At 63.7% G+C, this 17,263-nt stretch carries 19 protein-coding genes and 1 tRNA gene; 11 read left to right on the forward strand and 9 right to left on the reverse strand.

Going from position 1 to position 17,263, the window contains the following annotated elements:
- Positions 1–144: 144 nt before the first annotated feature.
- On the reverse strand, positions 145–711 hold the full coding sequence (locus AC1RBA_RS06295; protein WP_121671135.1) for a YceI family protein: 567 nt from the start codon (positions 709–711) through the stop codon (positions 145–147).
- Positions 712–1,178: 467 nt separating this feature from the next.
- Here AC1RBA_RS06295 and AC1RBA_RS06300 point away from each other — a divergent pair, with 467 nt between their 5' ends.
- From AC1RBA_RS06300 to AC1RBA_RS06315, 4 genes are all read left to right on the forward strand, one after another.
- Positions 1,179–1,637, forward strand: a complete 459-nt coding sequence (locus AC1RBA_RS06300; protein ID WP_071650222.1) for a YbaN family protein — start codon at positions 1,179–1,181, stop codon at positions 1,635–1,637.
- Positions 1,638–1,961: 324 nt separating this feature from the next.
- Positions 1,962–2,771: a methionine ABC transporter ATP-binding protein gene (locus AC1RBA_RS06305; RefSeq protein WP_492417288.1), complete on the forward strand. Its 810-nt coding sequence runs from the start codon at positions 1,962–1,964 to the stop codon at positions 2,769–2,771.
- Positions 2,764–3,438: a methionine ABC transporter permease gene (locus tag AC1RBA_RS06310; RefSeq protein ID WP_070313210.1), complete on the forward strand. Its 675-nt coding sequence runs from the start codon at positions 2,764–2,766 to the stop codon at positions 3,436–3,438. The genes AC1RBA_RS06305 and AC1RBA_RS06310 overlap by 8 nt, the downstream gene beginning before the upstream one ends.
- 25 nt (positions 3,439–3,463) lie before the next feature.
- Positions 3,464–4,291, forward strand: a complete 828-nt coding sequence (locus tag AC1RBA_RS06315) for a MetQ/NlpA family ABC transporter substrate-binding protein (RefSeq protein WP_230505316.1) — start codon at positions 3,464–3,466, stop codon at positions 4,289–4,291.
- Between the two features lie 78 nt (positions 4,292–4,369).
- Here the strand turns inward: AC1RBA_RS06315 and AC1RBA_RS06320 are convergent, their stop codons facing one another.
- Positions 4,370–4,987 carry an OmpW/AlkL family protein gene (locus tag AC1RBA_RS06320; RefSeq protein ID WP_070222294.1) on the reverse strand — a complete coding sequence of 206 codons (618 nt, stop codon included), beginning with the start codon at positions 4,985–4,987 and terminating at the stop codon, positions 4,370–4,372.
- Between the two features lie 364 nt (positions 4,988–5,351).
- Here AC1RBA_RS06320 and fur point away from each other — a divergent pair, with 364 nt between their 5' ends.
- The 7 genes from fur (at position 5,352) to AC1RBA_RS06355 (ending at position 10,079) form a co-directional block, all read left to right on the forward strand.
- Complete coding sequence (gene fur / locus AC1RBA_RS06325) at positions 5,352–5,792, forward strand: ferric iron uptake transcriptional regulator (protein ID WP_034756687.1); 441 nt, start codon at positions 5,352–5,354, stop codon at positions 5,790–5,792.
- A 74-nt stretch (positions 5,793–5,866) separates the two neighbouring features.
- Positions 5,867–6,229, forward strand: coding sequence for a MerR family transcriptional regulator (locus AC1RBA_RS06330; protein ID WP_070222296.1), 363 nt, complete (start codon positions 5,867–5,869; stop codon positions 6,227–6,229).
- A gap of 73 nt (positions 6,230–6,302) precedes the next feature.
- A complete protein-coding gene (locus AC1RBA_RS06335; protein WP_070222298.1) occupies positions 6,303–6,893 on the forward strand; it encodes an NAD(P)H-dependent oxidoreductase in 591 nt (196 codons plus the stop codon).
- Positions 6,894–7,073: 180 nt separating this feature from the next.
- Complete coding sequence (locus AC1RBA_RS06340) at positions 7,074–8,291, forward strand: SpoIIE family protein phosphatase (protein ID WP_070222300.1); 1,218 nt, start codon at positions 7,074–7,076, stop codon at positions 8,289–8,291.
- Positions 8,292–8,356: 65 nt separating this feature from the next.
- The gene (locus tag AC1RBA_RS06345; protein ID WP_070222302.1) at positions 8,357–8,914 is read left to right on the forward strand and encodes a SiaB family protein kinase; all 558 of its coding nucleotides are present in this window, start codon (positions 8,357–8,359) and stop codon (positions 8,912–8,914) included.
- Positions 8,915–8,936: 22 nt separating this feature from the next.
- Positions 8,937–9,335: a DUF1987 domain-containing protein gene (locus tag AC1RBA_RS06350; RefSeq protein WP_070222304.1), complete on the forward strand. Its 399-nt coding sequence runs from the start codon at positions 8,937–8,939 to the stop codon at positions 9,333–9,335.
- Between the two features lie 3 nt (positions 9,336–9,338).
- The gene (locus AC1RBA_RS06355; protein WP_070290611.1) at positions 9,339–10,079 is read left to right on the forward strand and encodes a GGDEF domain-containing protein; all 741 of its coding nucleotides are present in this window, start codon (positions 9,339–9,341) and stop codon (positions 10,077–10,079) included.
- Positions 10,080–10,093: 14 nt separating this feature from the next.
- Here the strand turns inward: AC1RBA_RS06355 and AC1RBA_RS06360 are convergent, their stop codons facing one another.
- From AC1RBA_RS06360 to fdxH, 7 genes are all read right to left on the reverse strand, one after another.
- Complete coding sequence (locus AC1RBA_RS06360; RefSeq protein ID WP_230491961.1) at positions 10,094–10,804, reverse strand: substrate-binding periplasmic protein; 711 nt, start codon at positions 10,802–10,804, stop codon at positions 10,094–10,096.
- A 171-nt stretch (positions 10,805–10,975) separates the two neighbouring features.
- A tRNA-Sec gene (locus tag AC1RBA_RS06365) sits at positions 10,976–11,071 on the reverse strand.
- A complete protein-coding gene (gene selB / locus AC1RBA_RS06370) occupies positions 11,050–13,035 on the reverse strand; it encodes a selenocysteine-specific translation elongation factor (protein WP_492417292.1) in 1,986 nt (661 codons plus the stop codon). Before selB ends, AC1RBA_RS06365 begins: the two co-directional genes overlap by 22 nt.
- The gene (selA, locus tag AC1RBA_RS06375; RefSeq protein WP_492417294.1) at positions 13,032–14,453 is read right to left on the reverse strand and encodes an L-seryl-tRNA(Sec) selenium transferase; all 1,422 of its coding nucleotides are present in this window, start codon (positions 14,451–14,453) and stop codon (positions 13,032–13,034) included. Before selA ends, selB begins: the two co-directional genes overlap by 4 nt.
- On the reverse strand, positions 14,450–15,505 hold the full coding sequence (gene fdhE / locus AC1RBA_RS06380) for a formate dehydrogenase accessory protein FdhE (RefSeq protein ID WP_070313214.1): 1,056 nt from the start codon (positions 15,503–15,505) through the stop codon (positions 14,450–14,452). Before fdhE ends, selA begins: the two co-directional genes overlap by 4 nt.
- A gap of 170 nt (positions 15,506–15,675) precedes the next feature.
- A complete protein-coding gene (locus tag AC1RBA_RS06385) occupies positions 15,676–16,347 on the reverse strand; it encodes a formate dehydrogenase subunit gamma (RefSeq protein ID WP_492417296.1) in 672 nt (223 codons plus the stop codon).
- Positions 16,337–17,257, reverse strand: a complete 921-nt coding sequence (gene fdxH, locus AC1RBA_RS06390; protein ID WP_070313216.1) for a formate dehydrogenase subunit beta — start codon at positions 17,255–17,257, stop codon at positions 16,337–16,339. Before fdxH ends, AC1RBA_RS06385 begins: the two co-directional genes overlap by 11 nt.
- Positions 17,258–17,263 lie beyond the last annotated feature (6 nt).

A 17,263-nucleotide genomic window follows, 5' to 3' on the forward strand; every position in this document is an offset into this window, starting at 1 on the left:
GGCACGCCGCGTAATCCGACACATTGCAGGCGGCTCATGTCGGATTACGCGCGGCGTTGCCGCGCTAATCCGACCTACCGCCACTCAAAAAAAATGGCGGCGGACCGAAGTCCGCCGCCATTTTTTACGTCATGCAGCCAACGATTACTGCTTGATGGCTTCGATCGCAAACGTCAGGGTCACGTCATCGCTGACGGCCGGCGCATATTTGCCGGCGTTGAATTCCGAGCGCTTGATCTTGGCCGTGGCGTTGGCGCCGCACGCGTCTTTTTTCAGCATCGGGTGCGGTGCGCAATTGAACGAGGTGACGGTCAGGGTCACTGGCTTGGTCACGCCTTTCAGGGTCAGGTTGCCTTCCACGGAGGCCAGCTTGTCGCCGTCGAAATTGAACCTGGTCGATTTGTACGTGGCGACGGGATACTTGGCCGTGTCGAGGAAGTCTTCGCCCTGGATGTGCGAGTTGAACAGGGTCGAACCCGTATCGACGGACTTGGTGTCGATCAGCACTTCGACGGCACCCGTCCTGGCGGCGCGGTCCAGGGTGACCTTGCCGGTGGTGTTATTGAAACGGCTTTGCTGCGTCGAGAAACCCATGTGGGTGTATTCGAAACGGGGGAAAGTATGGCTGCCATCGATGACATAGACTTCCGGAGCGGCAAAGGCGGACAGCGAGAAGCCGGCGGCGGCGATAAAAGCGAGCAGTTTTTTCATTGTAAATTCCTGTTTGGAGTGGAGGATGTCAAAACCGCAACCGGCGGCAGGCGGGAAGCGCTGCGGCTGATTGTCTGGCTTCAGTTGCAACAGATTATGCATGGCATGAAGATCGATGTAAAACGGAAAATATACCTAGTTAGCATCGAAAAAATCGATAATAACGGTAAGGATGTCCACGACAACGTCTTCTGTTGCCGATTATTGTCTGCATTGCCAAAAATATCCAGCGTTATCCGGCGCCTCAGACCAGGCCGCAAATGAGAATGATTCTTGTTATTACCCTGCAGGATTGTTATCATTGCGGCCCCGGCAAGCCTGCAGCTTCGCCTTGATTCCTCCATAATAGCGCAGCACATACGGCAGAAAAACATGACGGCCACCCGCCACGATACGCACACCTTGAACGCACAGCCCATCGTTTCCCCGCCCCGCAGCCAGGGCCTGACAGCCGGCGCCCTCGCCTGATGGGCGAGCCGCACGCCCAGGCTTCCCTGCGCGAAGCGCACGGCGCGCGCCTGCGCCGCTGGGCCTGGACCGCTGCCGGCGCCCTGATGGTGCTGCTGGGGATCATCGGCGCCATGCTGCCCGTCATGCCGACGACGATTTTCCTGATCCTCGCCCTGGCCTGCTTCAGCCGCGCCTCGCCGCGCCTCGAGCACTGGCTGCTGCACCATCCGCGCTTCGGCCCATCGCTGCGCCAGTGGCGCGAACACCGCGCCGTGTCGCGGCGCGGCAAGGCCATGGCTTGCCTGGGCATGGCCATCGGCTTCGTCGCCATGTGCCTCGGCCATCCGCCGTGGTGGGTCATCGCCATGGTGGGCGCCATGGAGCTCGCCGTGCTCATCTACCTGTTGCGCCGTCCCGAAGGTCCTGCGGCCAGCGGAGCAGAATCTGCCCGTGAAGAGGACAATCGCAGGCAGTAAACGGCCCTGCCCGCGACGAAAAAACGGCAACTGAGCCGAACCGCACATAAAATCACCGCGATGCCTGCACAGGGCGCGTCGAACTTTTCACCAAGATGTGGCTCCGCCACGCCAGTCCACGCGATTAAATTCGGCAAGAACGCCGCTTTCCCGCTTTTTTCACTTGAAAACAGTCGCATAGACATTATTTGCATATTCAAAGCAAGATTCTGTCGTAGGAGTAATAACACGATCGGAGGTATACTACGCAACCGACGTAACAGGCTGGGCGATTTGGCCCCTGCAAGCAAGCCTGTGACGGTCCAATAAAAAAGGAAACACTGCATGACCACACCACACCGTACGCCGGTGATTCGCATCGATGGCGCGAACAAGACCTTCGCGCTGCCCAAGGGCGAACAATTCCACGCGGTCAAATCGGTCACGCTGGAAGTCTATCCCGGTGATATTTTCGGCCTGATCGGCAAGAGCGGCGCCGGCAAATCGACCCTGCTGCGCCTGATTAACCTGCTCGAGCGCCCCGACAGCGGCACCATTACCGTGGCCGGGCGCGAACTGACCCGCCTGGGCAAGAGCGAGCTGCGCGACGCGCGCCAGAATATCGGCATGATTTTCCAGCAATTCAACCTGCTGCAAAACGCCAGCGTCTTCGACAACGTCGCCTTCCCCCTGAAAATCCACGGCACGACCAAGGGCGAGCAGATCGCCGCCAGAGTCGAGGAATGCCTGGCGCTGGTCGGCCTGTCCGACAAGCTGCACAGCTATCCGGCGCAATTGTCCGGCGGGCAGAAACAGCGCGTGGCGATCGCCCGCGCCCTGGCCAGCCACCCCGACGTGCTGCTGTGCGACGAGCCGACGTCCGCGCTGGACGCGGAAACGACGCGCGCCCTGCTCGACACCCTGCGCGACATCAATGCGCGCCTCGGCGTGACCATCGTCATCGTCAGCCACGAGCTGTCGGTGCTGGGCGCCATCTGCAACCGCGTGGCCGTCGTGGAAAACGGCGCCATCGCCGAACAATTCGACTTGAGCGACACGGCCTCTCCGCGCAAGACGGCGCTGGGACGCGAGCTGGCGTATTACGGCACCGAGGCGTTTGAAGCCACCGCATGGAAGGATGCAACACATGTTTGAAGAATCGATCAATAACGTCGTCAAGCTGCTGCCGGAAATCTGGGTAGCGCTGGGCCAGACCATGACCATGCTGGGCATCGGCTTGACCGCCGCTATCCTGATCGGCGGCCCGCTGGGCATTTTGCTGTTCCTCGTCTCGGAAGGCCAGTCGCTGGAAAACCGCCCGCTGTCGACGATCCTCGGCTGGCTGGTGAATACCGTGCGCAGCTTCCCCTTCATCATTCTGCTCGTCGCCCTGACGCCGTTTACGCGCATCATCGCGGGCACCTCGATCGGCCCGCTGGCGGCCAGCGTGCCGCTGTCGTTCGCCGCCATTCCCTACCTGGCGCGCCTGGTGGAACAGAACCTGCGCGAAGTGCCGCGTGGCGTGATCGAAGCGGCGCACGCCATGGGCGCGTCGGAAATGCAGATCATCTTCCGCGTGCTGCTGGTCGAAGCGCGCTCCGGCCTGGTGCTGGCGCTGACCGTGCTGTCGATCAGCTTCCTGTCGTATTCGGCCGTGGCCGGCGTGGTGGGCGGCGGCGGTATCGGCGACCTGGCCATCCGTTACGGCTACTACCGCTTCGAGACGGACATCATGGTCGCCACCGTGGCCATCCTGATCGTGCTGGTGCAAACCATCCAGTTCGCCGGCACGCGCATCGCCAAGCGCCTCGACAAACGTTAATTCAAATTCAGAAACAAGGACCTGCATGAACCACCTTCGCCGTAATTTGCTCCTGGCCGCCGCCAGCCTGGCCTTCGCCACCGCCGCCCATGCCAAGGACCCGAAAGAACTCGTCATCGGCACCAGCTCCGGCCCGTATTCCGACCAGCTGAAGCTGGGCATCAAGCCTATCTTGGAAAAACAGGGCTACAAGGTCAAGATCGTGGAATTCAACGACTACGTGCAGCCGAACTACGCGCTGGCCGAAGGGTCGCTGGACGCCAACGTGTTCCAGCACATCGTCTACCTGACCAAGTTCGCCACCGATAACAAGCTGCCATTGAGCGCCCTGATCACCGTGCCGACCATGCCGATCGGCCTGTACGGCGGCAAGCAGAAAACCCTGGCCGAAGTCAAGAACGGCGCCACCATCACCATGCCGAACGATCCTACCAACCAGGCGCGCGCGCTGGTGATGCTGGCCAAGATGGGCTGGATCAAGCTCAAACCGAACGTTGATCCGCTGCGCGCGTCCGAACGCGACGTGCTGGAGAACCCGAAGAAGCTGAAACTGGTGCCGCTGGAAGCGGCGCAGCTGCCACGTTCGCTGGCCGATGCCGACTACGCCTTTGTGAACGGTAACTTCGCCCTGGCCGCCGGCATGAAGCTGACCTCGGCCCTGAGCGTGGAAAAGATCTCGGACAGCTACATCAACCTGGTCGCCATCCGCACGGCCGACAAGGGTAAACCATGGGTCAAGGACCTGGAAGCGGCCTACCGCTCGCGCGCCTTCCTCGACGCGACGAACAAGTATTTGGCCGGCTACGAAAAGACGGACTACCAGCTGGCGCTGGAAAAGACGCTGAAAAAATAAACGGCGTGCACCAAACGTAAAAAGGACGGCCAAGGCCGTCCTTTTTTATTGTCCGCGCCTTGCGGGCGCCATCACTATTTAGAAGCGGTAGCCGACGCCTACGCCGATCAGGATAGGATCGACTTTGACTTCGCTGATCTTGGCGCCGCCGGCCAGTACGTCGCTGCGGATCTGTACTTTCTTGATGTCGAAGTTCAGCGACCAGTTTTTGTCCAGCTTGTAGTCGACACCGGCTTGCAGCGAGTAGCCCCAGCTGTCATGCTCCAGGCGGCCTGCGCCGTTCAGCAATTTCACATCCGAGATATTCGTGTAGTTCACGCCGGCACCCACGTATGGGCTGAACTGTTTTTCAGGCATGAAATGATATTGCAGCGACAGGGTCGGCGGCAAATGCTTGAAAGTACCGATCTTCGTGCCGGACAAGGTAACGTCATGCTTTTGCGGATACGTCAGGATCAGCTCGGCAGCGATGTTAGGCGTGAAGAAATACGAAATATCGATTTCAGGAATCGTCTTGCTGCTGACGTGAATAAGGTCGGATGCGCCGACGCCACCAACAGGAGCAGATTTGTTGGCCGGATCGATGTGCACGGCGCGGGCACGGACCAGCCATGGGCTTTCCTGCGCCATTGCGTTGCCGGCGAAGGCGCCGATGGCGGCCAGGACGATTGCTGCTGCAGTTGCGGACTTTTTCATTCTAGTTCCCTCTTTTTGTCGTTAAGTAACGCTGCGAAGTCTAAGAGTGCAGTGCAACAAAAACTTTGATCCACATCAAATAGTGCTAGATGGCATCACTAGACGGATTTTTTCCTTTGCCCAAGTCAAGAAAATGCGGCAATGCAGCGTGACCGGATGCAAGGTCCCCTATTTCAGCGGCCAGCCAGCCGCGCAATGCTGAGACAAGTTGCGCGCCGCGCAATGGTTACTTGCGCCGATGTCACTGGATTGCCGCCGGCCCCTGCAGCATACTATTTCCAGTGCACACATGAGAATGGTAATGATTATCATTTGCGATATAATGGCTTACCTCGCTCAGCGACTACAAAAAGGAATGGGAGACATGGATATATTGAGGGAACTGCGTGAATCGGGCTTGAAAGTGACCATCCCCCGCTTGCGGATTCTGCAGCTGTTCCAGGAAGGCACGATCAAGCACCTGAGTGCGGACGATGTCTACAAACTCTTGCTGGCCGAAAAGATCGACGTGGGCCTGGCCACCATCTACCGCGTACTGATGCAGTTTGCCGAGGCCGGCATTCTGTTTCGCCGGCACTTCGAATCGGGCCACGCCGTCTTCGAACTCAATGAAGGCCAGCACCACGACCACCTGGTCTGCACGGGATGCGGCAAGGTCGATGAATTCGTTGACGAAGGCATCGAACTGCGCCAGAACGAGATCGCCGCCGAACGGGGCTTCGTGCTGCACGAGCACGCGCTGTCGCTGTACGGCACCTGCGCCGAGTGCACGGCGAAGAAAGTCCCGCCGCGCAAAGCCTCCTGAGGCAGCGCGGAAGGTAGCGCCTGAAAAGCCACCTGCGCTACACTGCGTGCGCCGCAGCTCAACAAGGGACAAGCATGTACATCGGAGAAATCGCCCGCCTGGCGGGCACCTCGCCCAAGGCCTTGCGCCACTATGAAGCGCTGGGCTTGCTGGGCGACGTGCGCCGTTCCGGCGCCTATCGCGTCTACACGCAGCAAGACCTGGCGCAGGTCAAACTGATACGCCAGGCGCAGGTCCTGGGCTTCCGCCTGGCCGAACTGCTGCCCGTCCTGGCCGGCGACGATACGGACTGGGCCGCCCTGTCGCGGCACATTGACGCCAAGCGCGCGCAGGTGCGGCAGGATATCGCCCGCCTGCGCCAGCTCGACGCGCAGCTGGCCGACATCGACACGGAAATCCGCGACTGCCTGGCGCGCCAGCAACTGCAGGCAGCCTGACACTGCGCGCTTGACTCTGCCCCCAGGGGCAGGCTTTAGCATGCAAGCTCTTCTTTAACGGACAGCCTGCATCATGACCAAGACGACACCCAAGCGCATTTTAATTCTCCTCGGCCATCCCTCCAGCGACAGTTTCTGCGCCGCCCTGGCCGAGGCCTACGCCGCCACGGCCCGCAGCGCAGGCCATACCGTGCGCGAACTGCGCCTGGGCCAGCTGGACTTCGACCAGAACCTGCATGAAGGCTACCGCCAGGTACAGCCGCTGGAGCCAGACTTGCTGGCCGCGCAGGAAGCCATCAGCTGGGCCGAACACCTGGTGTTCGCCTACCCGATCTGGTGGGGCGGCGCGCCGGCCCTGCTGAAAGGTTTTGTCGACCGTATCTTCCTGCCCGGCTTTGCCTTCAAATACCGCCCGGGCAAGGCCTTTCCCGCCCAGCTGCTGAAGGGCCGCACGGCGCAGCTGCTGGTGGCGATGGACACGCCGCCCTGGTATTTCCGCTGGGTCTACCACATGCCCGGCATTCACCAGCTGCGCAAGACGACCCTGGAATTTTGCGGCGTCAAGCCGGTCAAGGTGGCCTGCTTCGGCCCCATGATCGATTCCACCGGCACGCAGCGCGCGCGCTGGCTGGAGCAGGCACAGGCGCTGGCCAGGCGTCTGTAAGCCCGGCAACGGATTGCCATGCAGCCATCTTGCATACGGTTTTGACAAGCCGGTAATCAAGCCGTCATATTCAGCGGCTACCATGATGATATTGCCTGTTTGTCAGTCGCCTTGCTCTCGCGACAACAAAGGTCCGATCGTCATGTAAAGGTAGCCGCTGTGGAGTTCAACGCTTCTCGATTGCATCTTCCCCGTTATCGCACGTCCGTGGCGCTTGATCTGTGCGTTCCCACGGAATCCGTGCAGGCCGACGCCAGCAACTTCGCCGTGCTGGAATTGTTCACGGAACGGCGTGACATGATGAGCCTGCCCGTCACGGAACAGCAAAAGCCGATCGGCTTGATCAGCCGCAATATCTTCATGTCGCAGATGTCCAAGCCCTTTTATCACGAGGTGTACGGCAAGAAGAGCTGCATCGCCTTCATGGACAAGGAACCGCTGATCGTCGATGGCGCCATGAGCATCGAAGACCTCACCTTCCGCGCCGTGGAAGCGGGAGAGAAGGCGCTGGCCGACGGCTTCATCATCACCGAGGATGGCGCGCTGGCCGGCGTGGGCTTCGGCCTGCAGCTGATGAACGTGGTGGCCACCATGCAGGCGGAAAAGAACCGGCAGATCATGCACAGCATCGATTACGCCAGCGTGATCCAGCGCGCGCTGCTGCGCACCTCCGATGCGGAATTGCGCGCCACCCTGCCCGACGCGCACCTGGAATGGCAGCCGCGCGACGTCGTCGGCGGCGACTTCTACTTTTTCGAACGCCACGAAGGGGGCTGGTTCGCCGCCATCGCCGACTGCACGGGCCACGGCGTGCCGGGCGCCTTCATGACCCTGATCGCCTCGTCGGCCCTGAGCCAGGCCTTGCGCGAACGGGGGCCGCGCGATCCGGCCGCCCTGATCGGCGCCGTCAGCCGCGCCATCAAGACCCTGCTGGGCCAGGACGGCGCCGACAGCGGCGCGGCCACCGGCCACGCCGGCTCGAACGACGGCATGGATTGCGCCTTTTTATGCTACGACACGGCCAGCGCCAGCCTGCGTTTCGCAGGGGCGAAACTGGCGCTCTACGTGGTGGCGCCGGGCGAAGAAGCCGTGCGCGCCATCGATGGCGCGCGCATGGGCGTGGGCTACGTTGACACGCCGGCCGGCTACTGCTGGCACAACGAGACACCCGACATTCCCGCCGGCAGCCTGCTGTTCCTCACCACCGACGGCTTGCTCGACCAGATCGGCGGCGCGCGCGACATCGCCTACGGCAAGCGGCGCATGCGCGAACAGCTGCTGGCGCGGCGCGACGCTCCGGCCGGCGACGTGGCGGCGGCCCTGCTGCAGGACAGCGCCGCCTGGCAGGGAAAACAGCCACGCCGCGACGACCTGACCTTTTTCTGTTTCCGCCTGTAGTCTGGGCGCCATCGAGCCACCTTATCAACAAGACACCGGGTCACCGGCTAGCCAGGAGCACGCACGTGCTGTACGAAGAATTCAACGAGTTTTGGGATGTGGCCCGCAAGCGCAACATCATCTTTTTTTACGTGGGCTATTTCTCGCAGCACGTGGTGAGCGCCATTTCCGAAACCATCAAGGCGCGCCTCGATACGGCCGGCGCGGCCGGGCCCACCCGGCGGCGCATCTTTTCCTCGTTCATCGAGATGTCGCAAAACATCATGCATTATTCAGCCGACAGCCTGACGCCCGATGCGCAGCTGGACCAGCAGATGCGGCGCGGCTCGTTTTGCATCGGCACGCGCGGCGACAGCTTTTTTCTGCTGTGCGCCAACCCCGTCTCGACCGACAACGTGGCGCAGATCCGCGCCCGCCTGGAACCGCTGCACACGATGACGATGGAAGAAATCCGCCTCGCCTACAAGAAGGCCCTGCGCGAGGAAGCGCCATCGGACAGCAAGGGCGCGGGCCTGGGTTTTCTCACCATGGCGCGCGATGCCAGCGAGCCGCTGGAATTCGAATTCGTCCAGGACCCACAGGAACCTGGCCACACCATCTTCTGCATCAAAGCCATCATTTGAAAGAGCCGACTCAGGAAAGCATATGCAATTACCGTCACCACTGTTCATCGCCGCGACCCCGAGTTCGCCCGAAATCGACTTCCGTTTCGAGCAGCACACCCTGTCGATCAAGGGCGAGTCGTATCCGGAAAACGCGGCCGCCTTCTATGGTCCGCTGATCGCCGCCGTGCGCGCCTATCTGGAAGGCTGCCGCGAAGCTGCCATCACCGTCAACGTCTCGCTGGCCTACTTCAACAGCTCCAGCACGAAGATGCTGTTTACCCTGTTCGACACCCTGAACCAGGCGGCCGTGGACGGCAACCAGGTGCGCCTGAACTGGTATCACGACGAGGACGACGACACCATCCTGGAATTCGGCCAGGAGCTGCAGCAGGATTTTACGGCCCTCGACTTCCACGACCATCCCGTGCAGGGCAGCTAGGGCATGCGCGCCGCCATCTCCGAGTCCGGCCTGGAGCCCGACCTGTTCACCGTGGAAGCGGCAGCGCTGGCCGCCGCGCGCCGCATGCACGCCGACGCCAACGCCTCGGGCGCGGAACAACGGCGCGTGCTCGGTGAACTGATCGTTCACTACGAGCGGCTGATGCGCGAGACGCGCCGCCTGATCGGCCGCAGCGACCGCGCCGAGCGCGACATGCATCTGCTGAACCGCCAGCTGCAAACCCTGGCCGGCCAGCTCGAATACCGCGCCACGCACGACCCGCTGACGGGCGCCCTGAACCGCGGCGCCGTGATCGACCACGCCTCGCGCTGCCTGGCGCAGGGTGACATGGCGCTGATCGTGCTCGATATCGACCTGTTCAAGCAAGTCAACGACGACTTCGGCCACCCGGCCGGCGACGGCGTGATCCAGGCCGTGGTCGACTGTTTGAAAGGATTATTGGGACAGGAAACGGCCATCGGCCGGGTCGGCGGCGAAGAGTTTTCCGTCGTCTGGCCCACCTCCTCGCGCGACGAAGCGGCGCAAGTGGCGCAGCGCATCTGCGAGACGGTCGGCAGCCAGCGCCATGCGGCGCCCATCACGCGCGCCATCACCATCAGCGTGGGCCTGAGCTGGAACCGCGCCGGCACGCCGTTCGAAACGGCCTACAGCCATGCGGACCAGGCCCTGTACCAGGCCAAGCGCGAAGGACGCAACTGCGTGCGCCAGTGGCTGGAGAGTTAAGTCGATGCGCTGAATCAGCGCAGCTGTTCGCGCGCCATGCTGCCGTCGCGGCGCATGGCCGCTGCCGCGCGCTGCATCGCCGCCACCTGCGCCTCGGGCACCTTGAGGTTGCAGGCCAGGTAAGTCTGCACGCGGTTGAAAGTCAGCAGGGGCACCACCTTGCCTTCCCATTCCTTGCCGACGAAAGGCTTGCTGCCCACCGCCAGGCCGACTGCCCACAGGTCGATGCGCCCGAGCAGCAGCTTTTGCGGATTGATCCACTCCTGCGTGACAGGCGCCACGTTCATGCCGTGCTGGCGCAGGTAGTCGTCGCGCGCGTCGCCCAGCACCGTGCCGATCACCAGGCCGCGCGCATCGGCCAGGGTGCGCAGCGCCAGATGCCGCTCGGCCAGGCCATACAGTATCCACTCCGCTTCGTTGAGGGGGCCGATCCAGCGAAATTGCGCTTCGCGCTCTTGCGTGCGCGTGGTGGAAAAGATGCAGGTGTCAGGCTCGCGCAGCGCCTGCGCATACGCGCGCTTCCACGGCAGCAGTTCCATCGTATAGCCGATGCCGGCGCGCGCCATGATGTCACGCACCTTCAGCGTTTCGCGTCCCACGACGACATTGCCTTCCATCATGCTCGACGGCGGCAAATGCTCGCCGACGATGCGCAGGCCCGCCGCCCCGGCCGCCGCCGGCAGCAACAGCGCCGCCAGCAGCCATGCCATGCTTGCTTGTTTCATGCTTGCCTTCTTCTACCACAGGGGATACGCAGCCCTGCACCTGCAGGATGGTACCATCGGCCCCCGCCGGCCATGGCCAAAGGTTGTCAGTTAAACCATTATTTTTCCGTAACGTGGCTCAGGGCCAACGCCGGGATCATCATGCGAGGGGAGGATGGCGAGAAAAACAAGTGGCGGAAAACAGTAGGAGTCGAACCTACGGGAGAACGTCTGACGCCCTCCACCGGGTTTGAAGCCCGGCCACATCACCGGATGAGTGTGCTTTCCGCGGTGCCTGAGCTAGCTGTTGGGGCTGCGGTGTAGGACCACGACGCCTGCGGGCGCAATAGATGCCCATTGCCAACACGGCGAGTATAACCGACGCGGTCGAAGAATTCCAAGACCTGGATCGCCCGCTTGCGGCCCAAGCCGCTGGCGTCGCGGAAAGTGGCCGCGCCCACAGCGCCATTGCCTGCCGGTAAGCCGGCATCCTCTTCCGCCTTGCGCGCCAGTTCCCGCACCAGTTGCGCCAGCCCGGCCAGCGCCGCCTGGTGATAGAACAGGTCATGCACGACCTGGCTGATCTGCCCTGCCTTGGCAAGCTTGCGCAACAGCCGGCGCGTTTCGTCCTCGGCCAGGCCGAAACCGCGCGCCAGGTCGCGCGTCCACGGCGGATCGGCACGCCCCTGCTCCAGCGCGGCCAGCAAGGGCTCGGCCATGGCCTGCTCCTGCGGCGTCAGTTCCACGCTGTGCGTCGGCAAGTGCAGGCTGGCGCCGCGCGCCAGGATGCCGCCCTGCGCCAGCAAGCCTTCGACCAGATGGCTCCACAAGGCGTCTTCCATCTCCGCGTCGACGATGCGCTTCAGCCGCCACAGTTCCGGCCCTGCCTCGTCGGGCGCGCGCGCGTGGAAGGCCGCCAGTGCGGTGAGCACCCGCTCTTGCAGCGCCAGCAACACGGGCGGCGCCACCAGCAGTGCATCGCCGCCGCGCAGGGCGATGCGCCGCGTGTCGGGCGGCAGCGCCAGGGCATGCGCCGGCAGCAGGGACAGGCGCACCAGCAGCGACTCGCGCAGCCCCAGCGGGCTTTGCGCCAGCAGGGCCGCATAGTCGCCGTGCGCGACAAACGCCGCCAGCGCATCGAGCCACGCCAGCCTGGCCGGGCTGCGGCGCTTGCGCGCCGGGCCGAACGGATCGAGCACCATGCCGCCGCCCACCGTCTGCGTCGCCTGCGCGTTGCGCACGACGAAGCGGTCGCCCGGCACGCCGTGCATGGGCGCCTCGAACACCAGTTGCACCCTGCCCGTCTGGCCCGGCGACAGGGTCTCGCCATCGAGCATGACGGCGCGCGCCAGCTGGTGCGCCGCGCCCAAGTGCACGTGCAGCGGCGACCAGGCTTTCAGCTGCACGCCGGCATCGGGCAGCAGGGTCAGTTCCACGTCGAGGCGCTCGGAACACTGCGCCAGCTCGGGCGCGACGATCCAGTTGCCCCGTTCGATGCGCTCGCGGTCGATGCCGGCGAGGTTCAGCGCCAGGCGCTGGCCCGCCATGCCCGTCTCGGCCGCGCGGTTCTGCGCATGGATGCTGCGCACGCGCGCAGGCGCGCCGCCGGGTGCCAGCTGCAGCATGTCGCCCACCTGTGCGCATCCCGCCAGCGCCGTGCCGGTGACGATGGTGCCCTGCCCCGACAAGGTGAACACGCGGTCCACGCCGAGGCGGAACAGACGCCGCTCGTCGCGTTGCGGCAAGCTGCGCGCCACCTGCGTCAGGTGCGCCAGCAAGGCGGCCACGCCCGCATCGTTGTCGCGATGGGCGGCGGTGGGGAAGACCGGGCTGCCCGCCAGCGGCGTGCCGGCCAGCAGCGCCTCGATGTCCGCCTCCACCTGCGCCACGCGGGCGCTGTCTGCGCGGTCGATCTTGGTCAATGCCACGGCGCCGCGCGTCACGCCCAGCAGCTGCAAGATGGCCAGGTGCTCGTGCGTCTGCGGCATGACGCCGTCGTCGGCCGCCACCACGAGCAGGGCGAAGTCGATGCCCGTCACGCCGGACGCCATGGTGCGGATGAATTTTTCGTGGCCTGGCACGTCGATCACGCCCAGCACCGTACCGTCCGCCAGCGGCAGATAGGCGTAACCGAGTTCAATCGAGATGCCGCGCGCCTGCTCTTCCTTGAGGCGGTCCGTGTGCACACCGGTCAATGCGCGCGTGAGTGTCGTCTTGCCATGGTCGATATGGCCTGCGGTGCCGACGATCATGCGGACAACTCGGCGAGCTGCGCGATGAAAGCCGTCTCGTGCGCCGCTTCCAGGCAACGCAAATCGAGCCACAACGTGTCCTGGCCGATGCGGCCAATGACGGGGCGCGGCAAGGCGCGCAAACGCTGTTCCAGCACGCCCAGCGGATTGCTCAGGCGCGAACCGGGGGCGCTGCGGACGGCCAGGCCAAAGCTGGGCAGCTGGTCGACGGGCAAGGCGCCGCTGCCGATCTGGCTGGTCACGGTTTCGGCGCTGACCACATAGGCGGCACCGAGTACGCTTTGCAGCAGCGGCAGCAGGGTTTGCGCCTGCGCGCGCATGGCGCAAGCGGGACGCGTTAGCAGGCGCAAGGTGGTCAGGCGTTCGGCCAGCAAGTCCGGCGCGCGGTACAGCTGCAGCACGGGGGCCAGGGCCGCCAGGGTGAGTTTGCCCACGCGCAGCGCGCGTTTCAGGGGATTGCGCTTGATCTTCGCGATCAAATCGGCACGCCCGACGATGACGCCGCATTGCGGGCCACCCAGCAATTTATCGCCGCTGAAGGTCACCAGGTCGGCGCCCGCCGCTATCGTCTCGCGCACCGTCGTTTCATGCGGCAGCCCGTATTGCGCCAGGTCGACCAGGGTACCGCTGCCCAGGTCCACGGCCGTGGGAATCGCGTGTTGCGCCGCCAGCGGCACCAGTTCGTCGAGCTCCACGCTTTTCGTGAAACCGGTGATCGCGTAATTGCTGCAATGGACCTTCATCAGCAAGCTTGTCTGCGCGTTGATCGCGTCCGCATAATCGGCCAGGTGCGTGCGGTTGGTGCTGCCCACTTCGCGCAGCACGGCGCCCGCGCGCGTCATCACGTCGGGAATGCGGAAGGCGCCGCCGATCTCCACCAGCTCGCCGCGCGAGACGACGACCTCTTTATTCTGCGCCAGGGTGTTGAGCATCAGCAGCACGGCGGCCGCGTTGTTGTTGACGATGGTGGCCGCTTCGGCCCCCGTCAGTTCGCGCAGCAGTTCCTCGACCAGGTCGTCGCGGTCGCCGCGCTTGCCCGTTTCCAGATCAAATTCCAGGTTCATCGGCCACTGCAGCGCTTCCACCACGGCTTGCACGGCCGCGTCGGGCAGCAAGGCGCGGCCCAGGTTCGTGTGCAGCACGGTGCCCGTCAGGTTGAACACGGGGCGCAGCCGCGGTTGCGCTTGCGATTGCAGCCGTTCGTCCACTTGCGCGACGATGGCGGCGATCGACGCGCCCTCTTCGCCGAAGTTACCAAAACCCGCACCGGCCAGCATGGCGGTGCGCAGTTCGGCCAGCACGGCGCGCGCGCAGGCCAGGGTTTGCACGCGGCCGTAGTGCGCAATCAGGGCCAGGCAAGCCGCGTCGCCCAGGATGCGGTCTACCGATGGCAGGCGCACGGTCTGCCCCGTCGTCATGCTGGCTGGCCCTCGCCGCTTTCGCTCTTCCCCAGCCACAGCAGCGGATTGCCGCTGGCGCGCTGGTAGCCCGCTTCGCCCACCAGCAGGTCGAGCATCAGGCTGGCCAGGTCGTCGGCCAGCGGTTCGACGTTGTAATCGTGTTCCTGGTTGAAGACTTTTCGATAGGTATGGCAATCGTCGCAGGTTTCCGCGCGCGCCACCTTCTTCGGGTCATTCGCCTTGTTCGGCAATTTGTCGTCCTTCGCCGTCACGGGGTCGAACGGCGCGGCATCGGCCGCATCGAGGCCCTGGTAGGCGATCTTGCCGTTCTGTTCGCAGGTCGAGCATTTCACGCGCACCATATGCCATTCGCTTTCGCAGATGCCGCAATGCAGGTAGCGGTAGCCCTGTGACTGGCCGCCGATGCGGATCACGCTGGCGACCGGGTGCGAACCGCAGACGGGGCACAAGGTGCCCGTTTCCAGGTCCGGCACGCGCGCGGCGCGCAATTCGCTGGCCGATACCGACCACAGGATTTGCAGGGCGGCCGCGACGAACGGCGCGTGCATCGGATTGAGGTTGTCGCCGTTTTCATCGAGCACGGCATCGGCGCAGGCGTCCAGCGCTGTCGCGTCGAGCGCGCGCAGCTGGGCCAGCACCTGCGTCAGGCCGCCGGACAGGGCCGGCTGGCGTGCCGCCGTGGCGGCCAGTTCATCGAGCAGGCTGGCAAAGATGTCGCGCCAGACGGGCGGACGGGCGCCGCTGACGGGCAGCACGGGCATACGGTGCTGGATGGCGCGGCGCAGCGCATCGGGGTCGGCGGCAGGCACGGCGCCGGGCGCCAGTTTTCCCACCACGGCGGCCTGCGCATCGGCCAGCGCGGCCATCAGCACCAGGTAGCCCTGCATGCCCGCGTCGACGGGGATGCCCTTGATATTGCCCTGCGCCAGTTCGCGCAAGCGCTGTGCACGCGCCGTAAACAGGCTGACTGGCTGCGGCAGCAGCAGGCGCGGAATCGCGTTGTGGTCCAGGCCTTCGATTTCGCCTGGCTGAAGAATACGTTGTACCAATGGAGTTCCAATAAAAAAGGATACTGTAAAAGCATTTTAATCGATACGGTCTTCGCAAGCCGCAAAGTAAAAAGGTCAGTCCCTTCGGGATCGGGATGCGTTCCATTGGAACGCATCCCCCCGTCGGGTCTGACCCCAGCAGTTGCAGTTGGGTTTAATTACGAAGAGCCTTAGTCCTTCGTATTACGCATCACCGCCTCAAACCACTTCGGATGGTGCTTGCGCGCCCAGCCGTAGGTGACGGTGCCGCGCACCATGGCGCCGATCGAGCCCTTGACCCACAAGGCCGCATAGATGTGCACGATGATGGCGCAGATGATGCCGAACGCGCAACCGGCATGCAGCAAGGCGGCAAAGCGCACGACGTCGATCGGGAAATAGAACGCGAAGTACGCGCGCCAGATCACGATGCCCGACAGCAGCAAGCCCACCATGCAGAACAGCAGCACGAAGAACAGGATCTTCTGGCCGGCATTGTATTTGCCGATCTTCGGAAGCTTCTCCTCGCGGTTGTTCAGCACGTCGTCCATCTGTTTCAGCCACTGCTTGTCGCCGTCCTCGAACTTGTTGTGGTGCCAGAAGCGCACCACGAGGATGGCGAACGAGACGAACATCACCAGGCCGGCAAACGGATGCAAAATGCGCGTCCATTGCCCGCCGCCGAACAGGTTCGCCAGCCACGCCATCGAGGGATGGAACATGGCCAGGCCGGACAAGGCCAGCATGACGAAGGTGATGGCCGTGACCCAGTGATTCGTGCGCTCGTTCGGGTTGTAGCGTTCGATCAAGGGATTGCCATCCTTGTCGCGCAGCTTGCCATCGTGAAGGTCACTATGCTTCATGCTGTTCCTCCCGGATGCGCTTGGCCTCTTCCAGCGCCTCGTGCTCTTCGTCCTTGCTCACTTCGTTCGGGCCGACACGCGTGTAATGGAAGAAGCCTGCCAGTGCCGTGGCAGCCATGCCGGCGACGGCCAGCGGCTTGGACCAGCCCTTCCAGAAGCCCACCATCGGGCTGATGCGCGGGCGTTCCGGCAAGTTCGAATACAGCTTCGGCTTGTCGGCATGGTGCAGCACGTACATCACGTGCGTGCCGCCCACGCCCAGCGGATCGTACAGGCCCGCGTTTTCGAAACCGCGCGACTTCAGGTCGACGATGCGCTCTTCCGCATGCACCTTCATGTCTTCCTTGGTGCCGAAGACGATGGCGCCCGTCGGGCACGTCTTCACGCAGGCCGGTTCCTGGCCCACGGCGACGCGGTCCGAGCACAAGGTGCACTTGTAGGCGCGGTCGTCCTTTTTCGAAATGCGGGGCACGTCGAAAGGACAGCCGGCCACGCAGTAGCCGCAGCCGATGCAGTTTTCCTGGTGGAAATCCACGATGCCGTTCGTGTATTGCACGATGGCGCCCGGCGCCGGACAGGCTTTCAAACAGCCCGGGTCCTCGCAGTGCATGCAGCCATCCTTGCGGATCAGCCACTCGAGGTTGCCGTCGTTGTTTTCGTGTTCGGCAAAACGCATCACCGTCCACGATTGCGGCGTCAGGTCCGTCGGATTGTCATAGGTGCCATGGTTTTCGCCGACTTCGTCACGCAAGTCGTTCCATTCCATGCACGCCGTCTGGCAAGCCTTGCAGCCGATGCATTTCGACACATCGATCAGCTTGGCCACGGTGCCCGTCACCGGGCTGCGCCCTTGCGGCGGCGTTACCGTGGTCGCCGACAGGCGCCGGATATCTAAGGATTGCAGTGCCATTATTGA

The organism is Janthinobacterium sp. GW823-FHT03B06 (genome assembly GCF_058796955.1).

Bases quoted from the DNA above. Each gene is read 5' to 3' on its own strand.
- AC1RBA_RS06295 (WP_121671135.1), bottom strand. From the start codon at position 711: ATGAAAAAACTGCTCGCTTTTATCGCCGCCGCCGGCTTCTCGCTGTCC.
- AC1RBA_RS06300 (WP_071650222.1), top strand. From the start codon at position 1,179: ATGGGCGAGCCGCACGCCCAGGCTTCCCTGCGCGAAGCGCACGGCGCG.
- AC1RBA_RS06305 (WP_492417288.1), top strand. From the start codon at position 1,962: ATGACCACACCACACCGTACGCCGGTGATTCGCATCGATGGCGCGAAC.
- AC1RBA_RS06310 (WP_070313210.1), top strand. From the start codon at position 2,764: ATGTTTGAAGAATCGATCAATAACGTCGTCAAGCTGCTGCCGGAAATC.
- AC1RBA_RS06315 (WP_230505316.1), top strand. From the start codon at position 3,464: ATGAACCACCTTCGCCGTAATTTGCTCCTGGCCGCCGCCAGCCTGGCC.
- AC1RBA_RS06320 (WP_070222294.1), bottom strand. From the start codon at position 4,987: ATGAAAAAGTCCGCAACTGCAGCAGCAATCGTCCTGGCCGCCATCGGC.
- fur (WP_034756687.1), top strand. From the start codon at position 5,352: ATGGATATATTGAGGGAACTGCGTGAATCGGGCTTGAAAGTGACCATC.
- AC1RBA_RS06330 (WP_070222296.1), top strand. From the start codon at position 5,867: ATGTACATCGGAGAAATCGCCCGCCTGGCGGGCACCTCGCCCAAGGCC.
- AC1RBA_RS06335 (WP_070222298.1), top strand. From the start codon at position 6,303: ATGACCAAGACGACACCCAAGCGCATTTTAATTCTCCTCGGCCATCCC.
- AC1RBA_RS06350 (WP_070222304.1), top strand. From the start codon at position 8,937: ATGCAATTACCGTCACCACTGTTCATCGCCGCGACCCCGAGTTCGCCC.
- AC1RBA_RS06355 (WP_070290611.1), top strand. From the start codon at position 9,339: ATGCGCGCCGCCATCTCCGAGTCCGGCCTGGAGCCCGACCTGTTCACC.
- AC1RBA_RS06360 (WP_230491961.1), bottom strand. From the start codon at position 10,804: ATGAAACAAGCAAGCATGGCATGGCTGCTGGCGGCGCTGTTGCTGCCG.
- selB (WP_492417292.1), bottom strand. From the start codon at position 13,035: ATGATCGTCGGCACCGCAGGCCATATCGACCATGGCAAGACGACACTC.
- selA (WP_492417294.1), bottom strand. From the start codon at position 14,453: ATGACGACGGGGCAGACCGTGCGCCTGCCATCGGTAGACCGCATCCTG.
- AC1RBA_RS06385 (WP_492417296.1), bottom strand. From the start codon at position 16,347: ATGAAGCATAGTGACCTTCACGATGGCAAGCTGCGCGACAAGGATGGC.
- fdxH (WP_070313216.1), bottom strand. From the start codon at position 17,257: ATGGCACTGCAATCCTTAGATATCCGGCGCCTGTCGGCGACCACGGTA.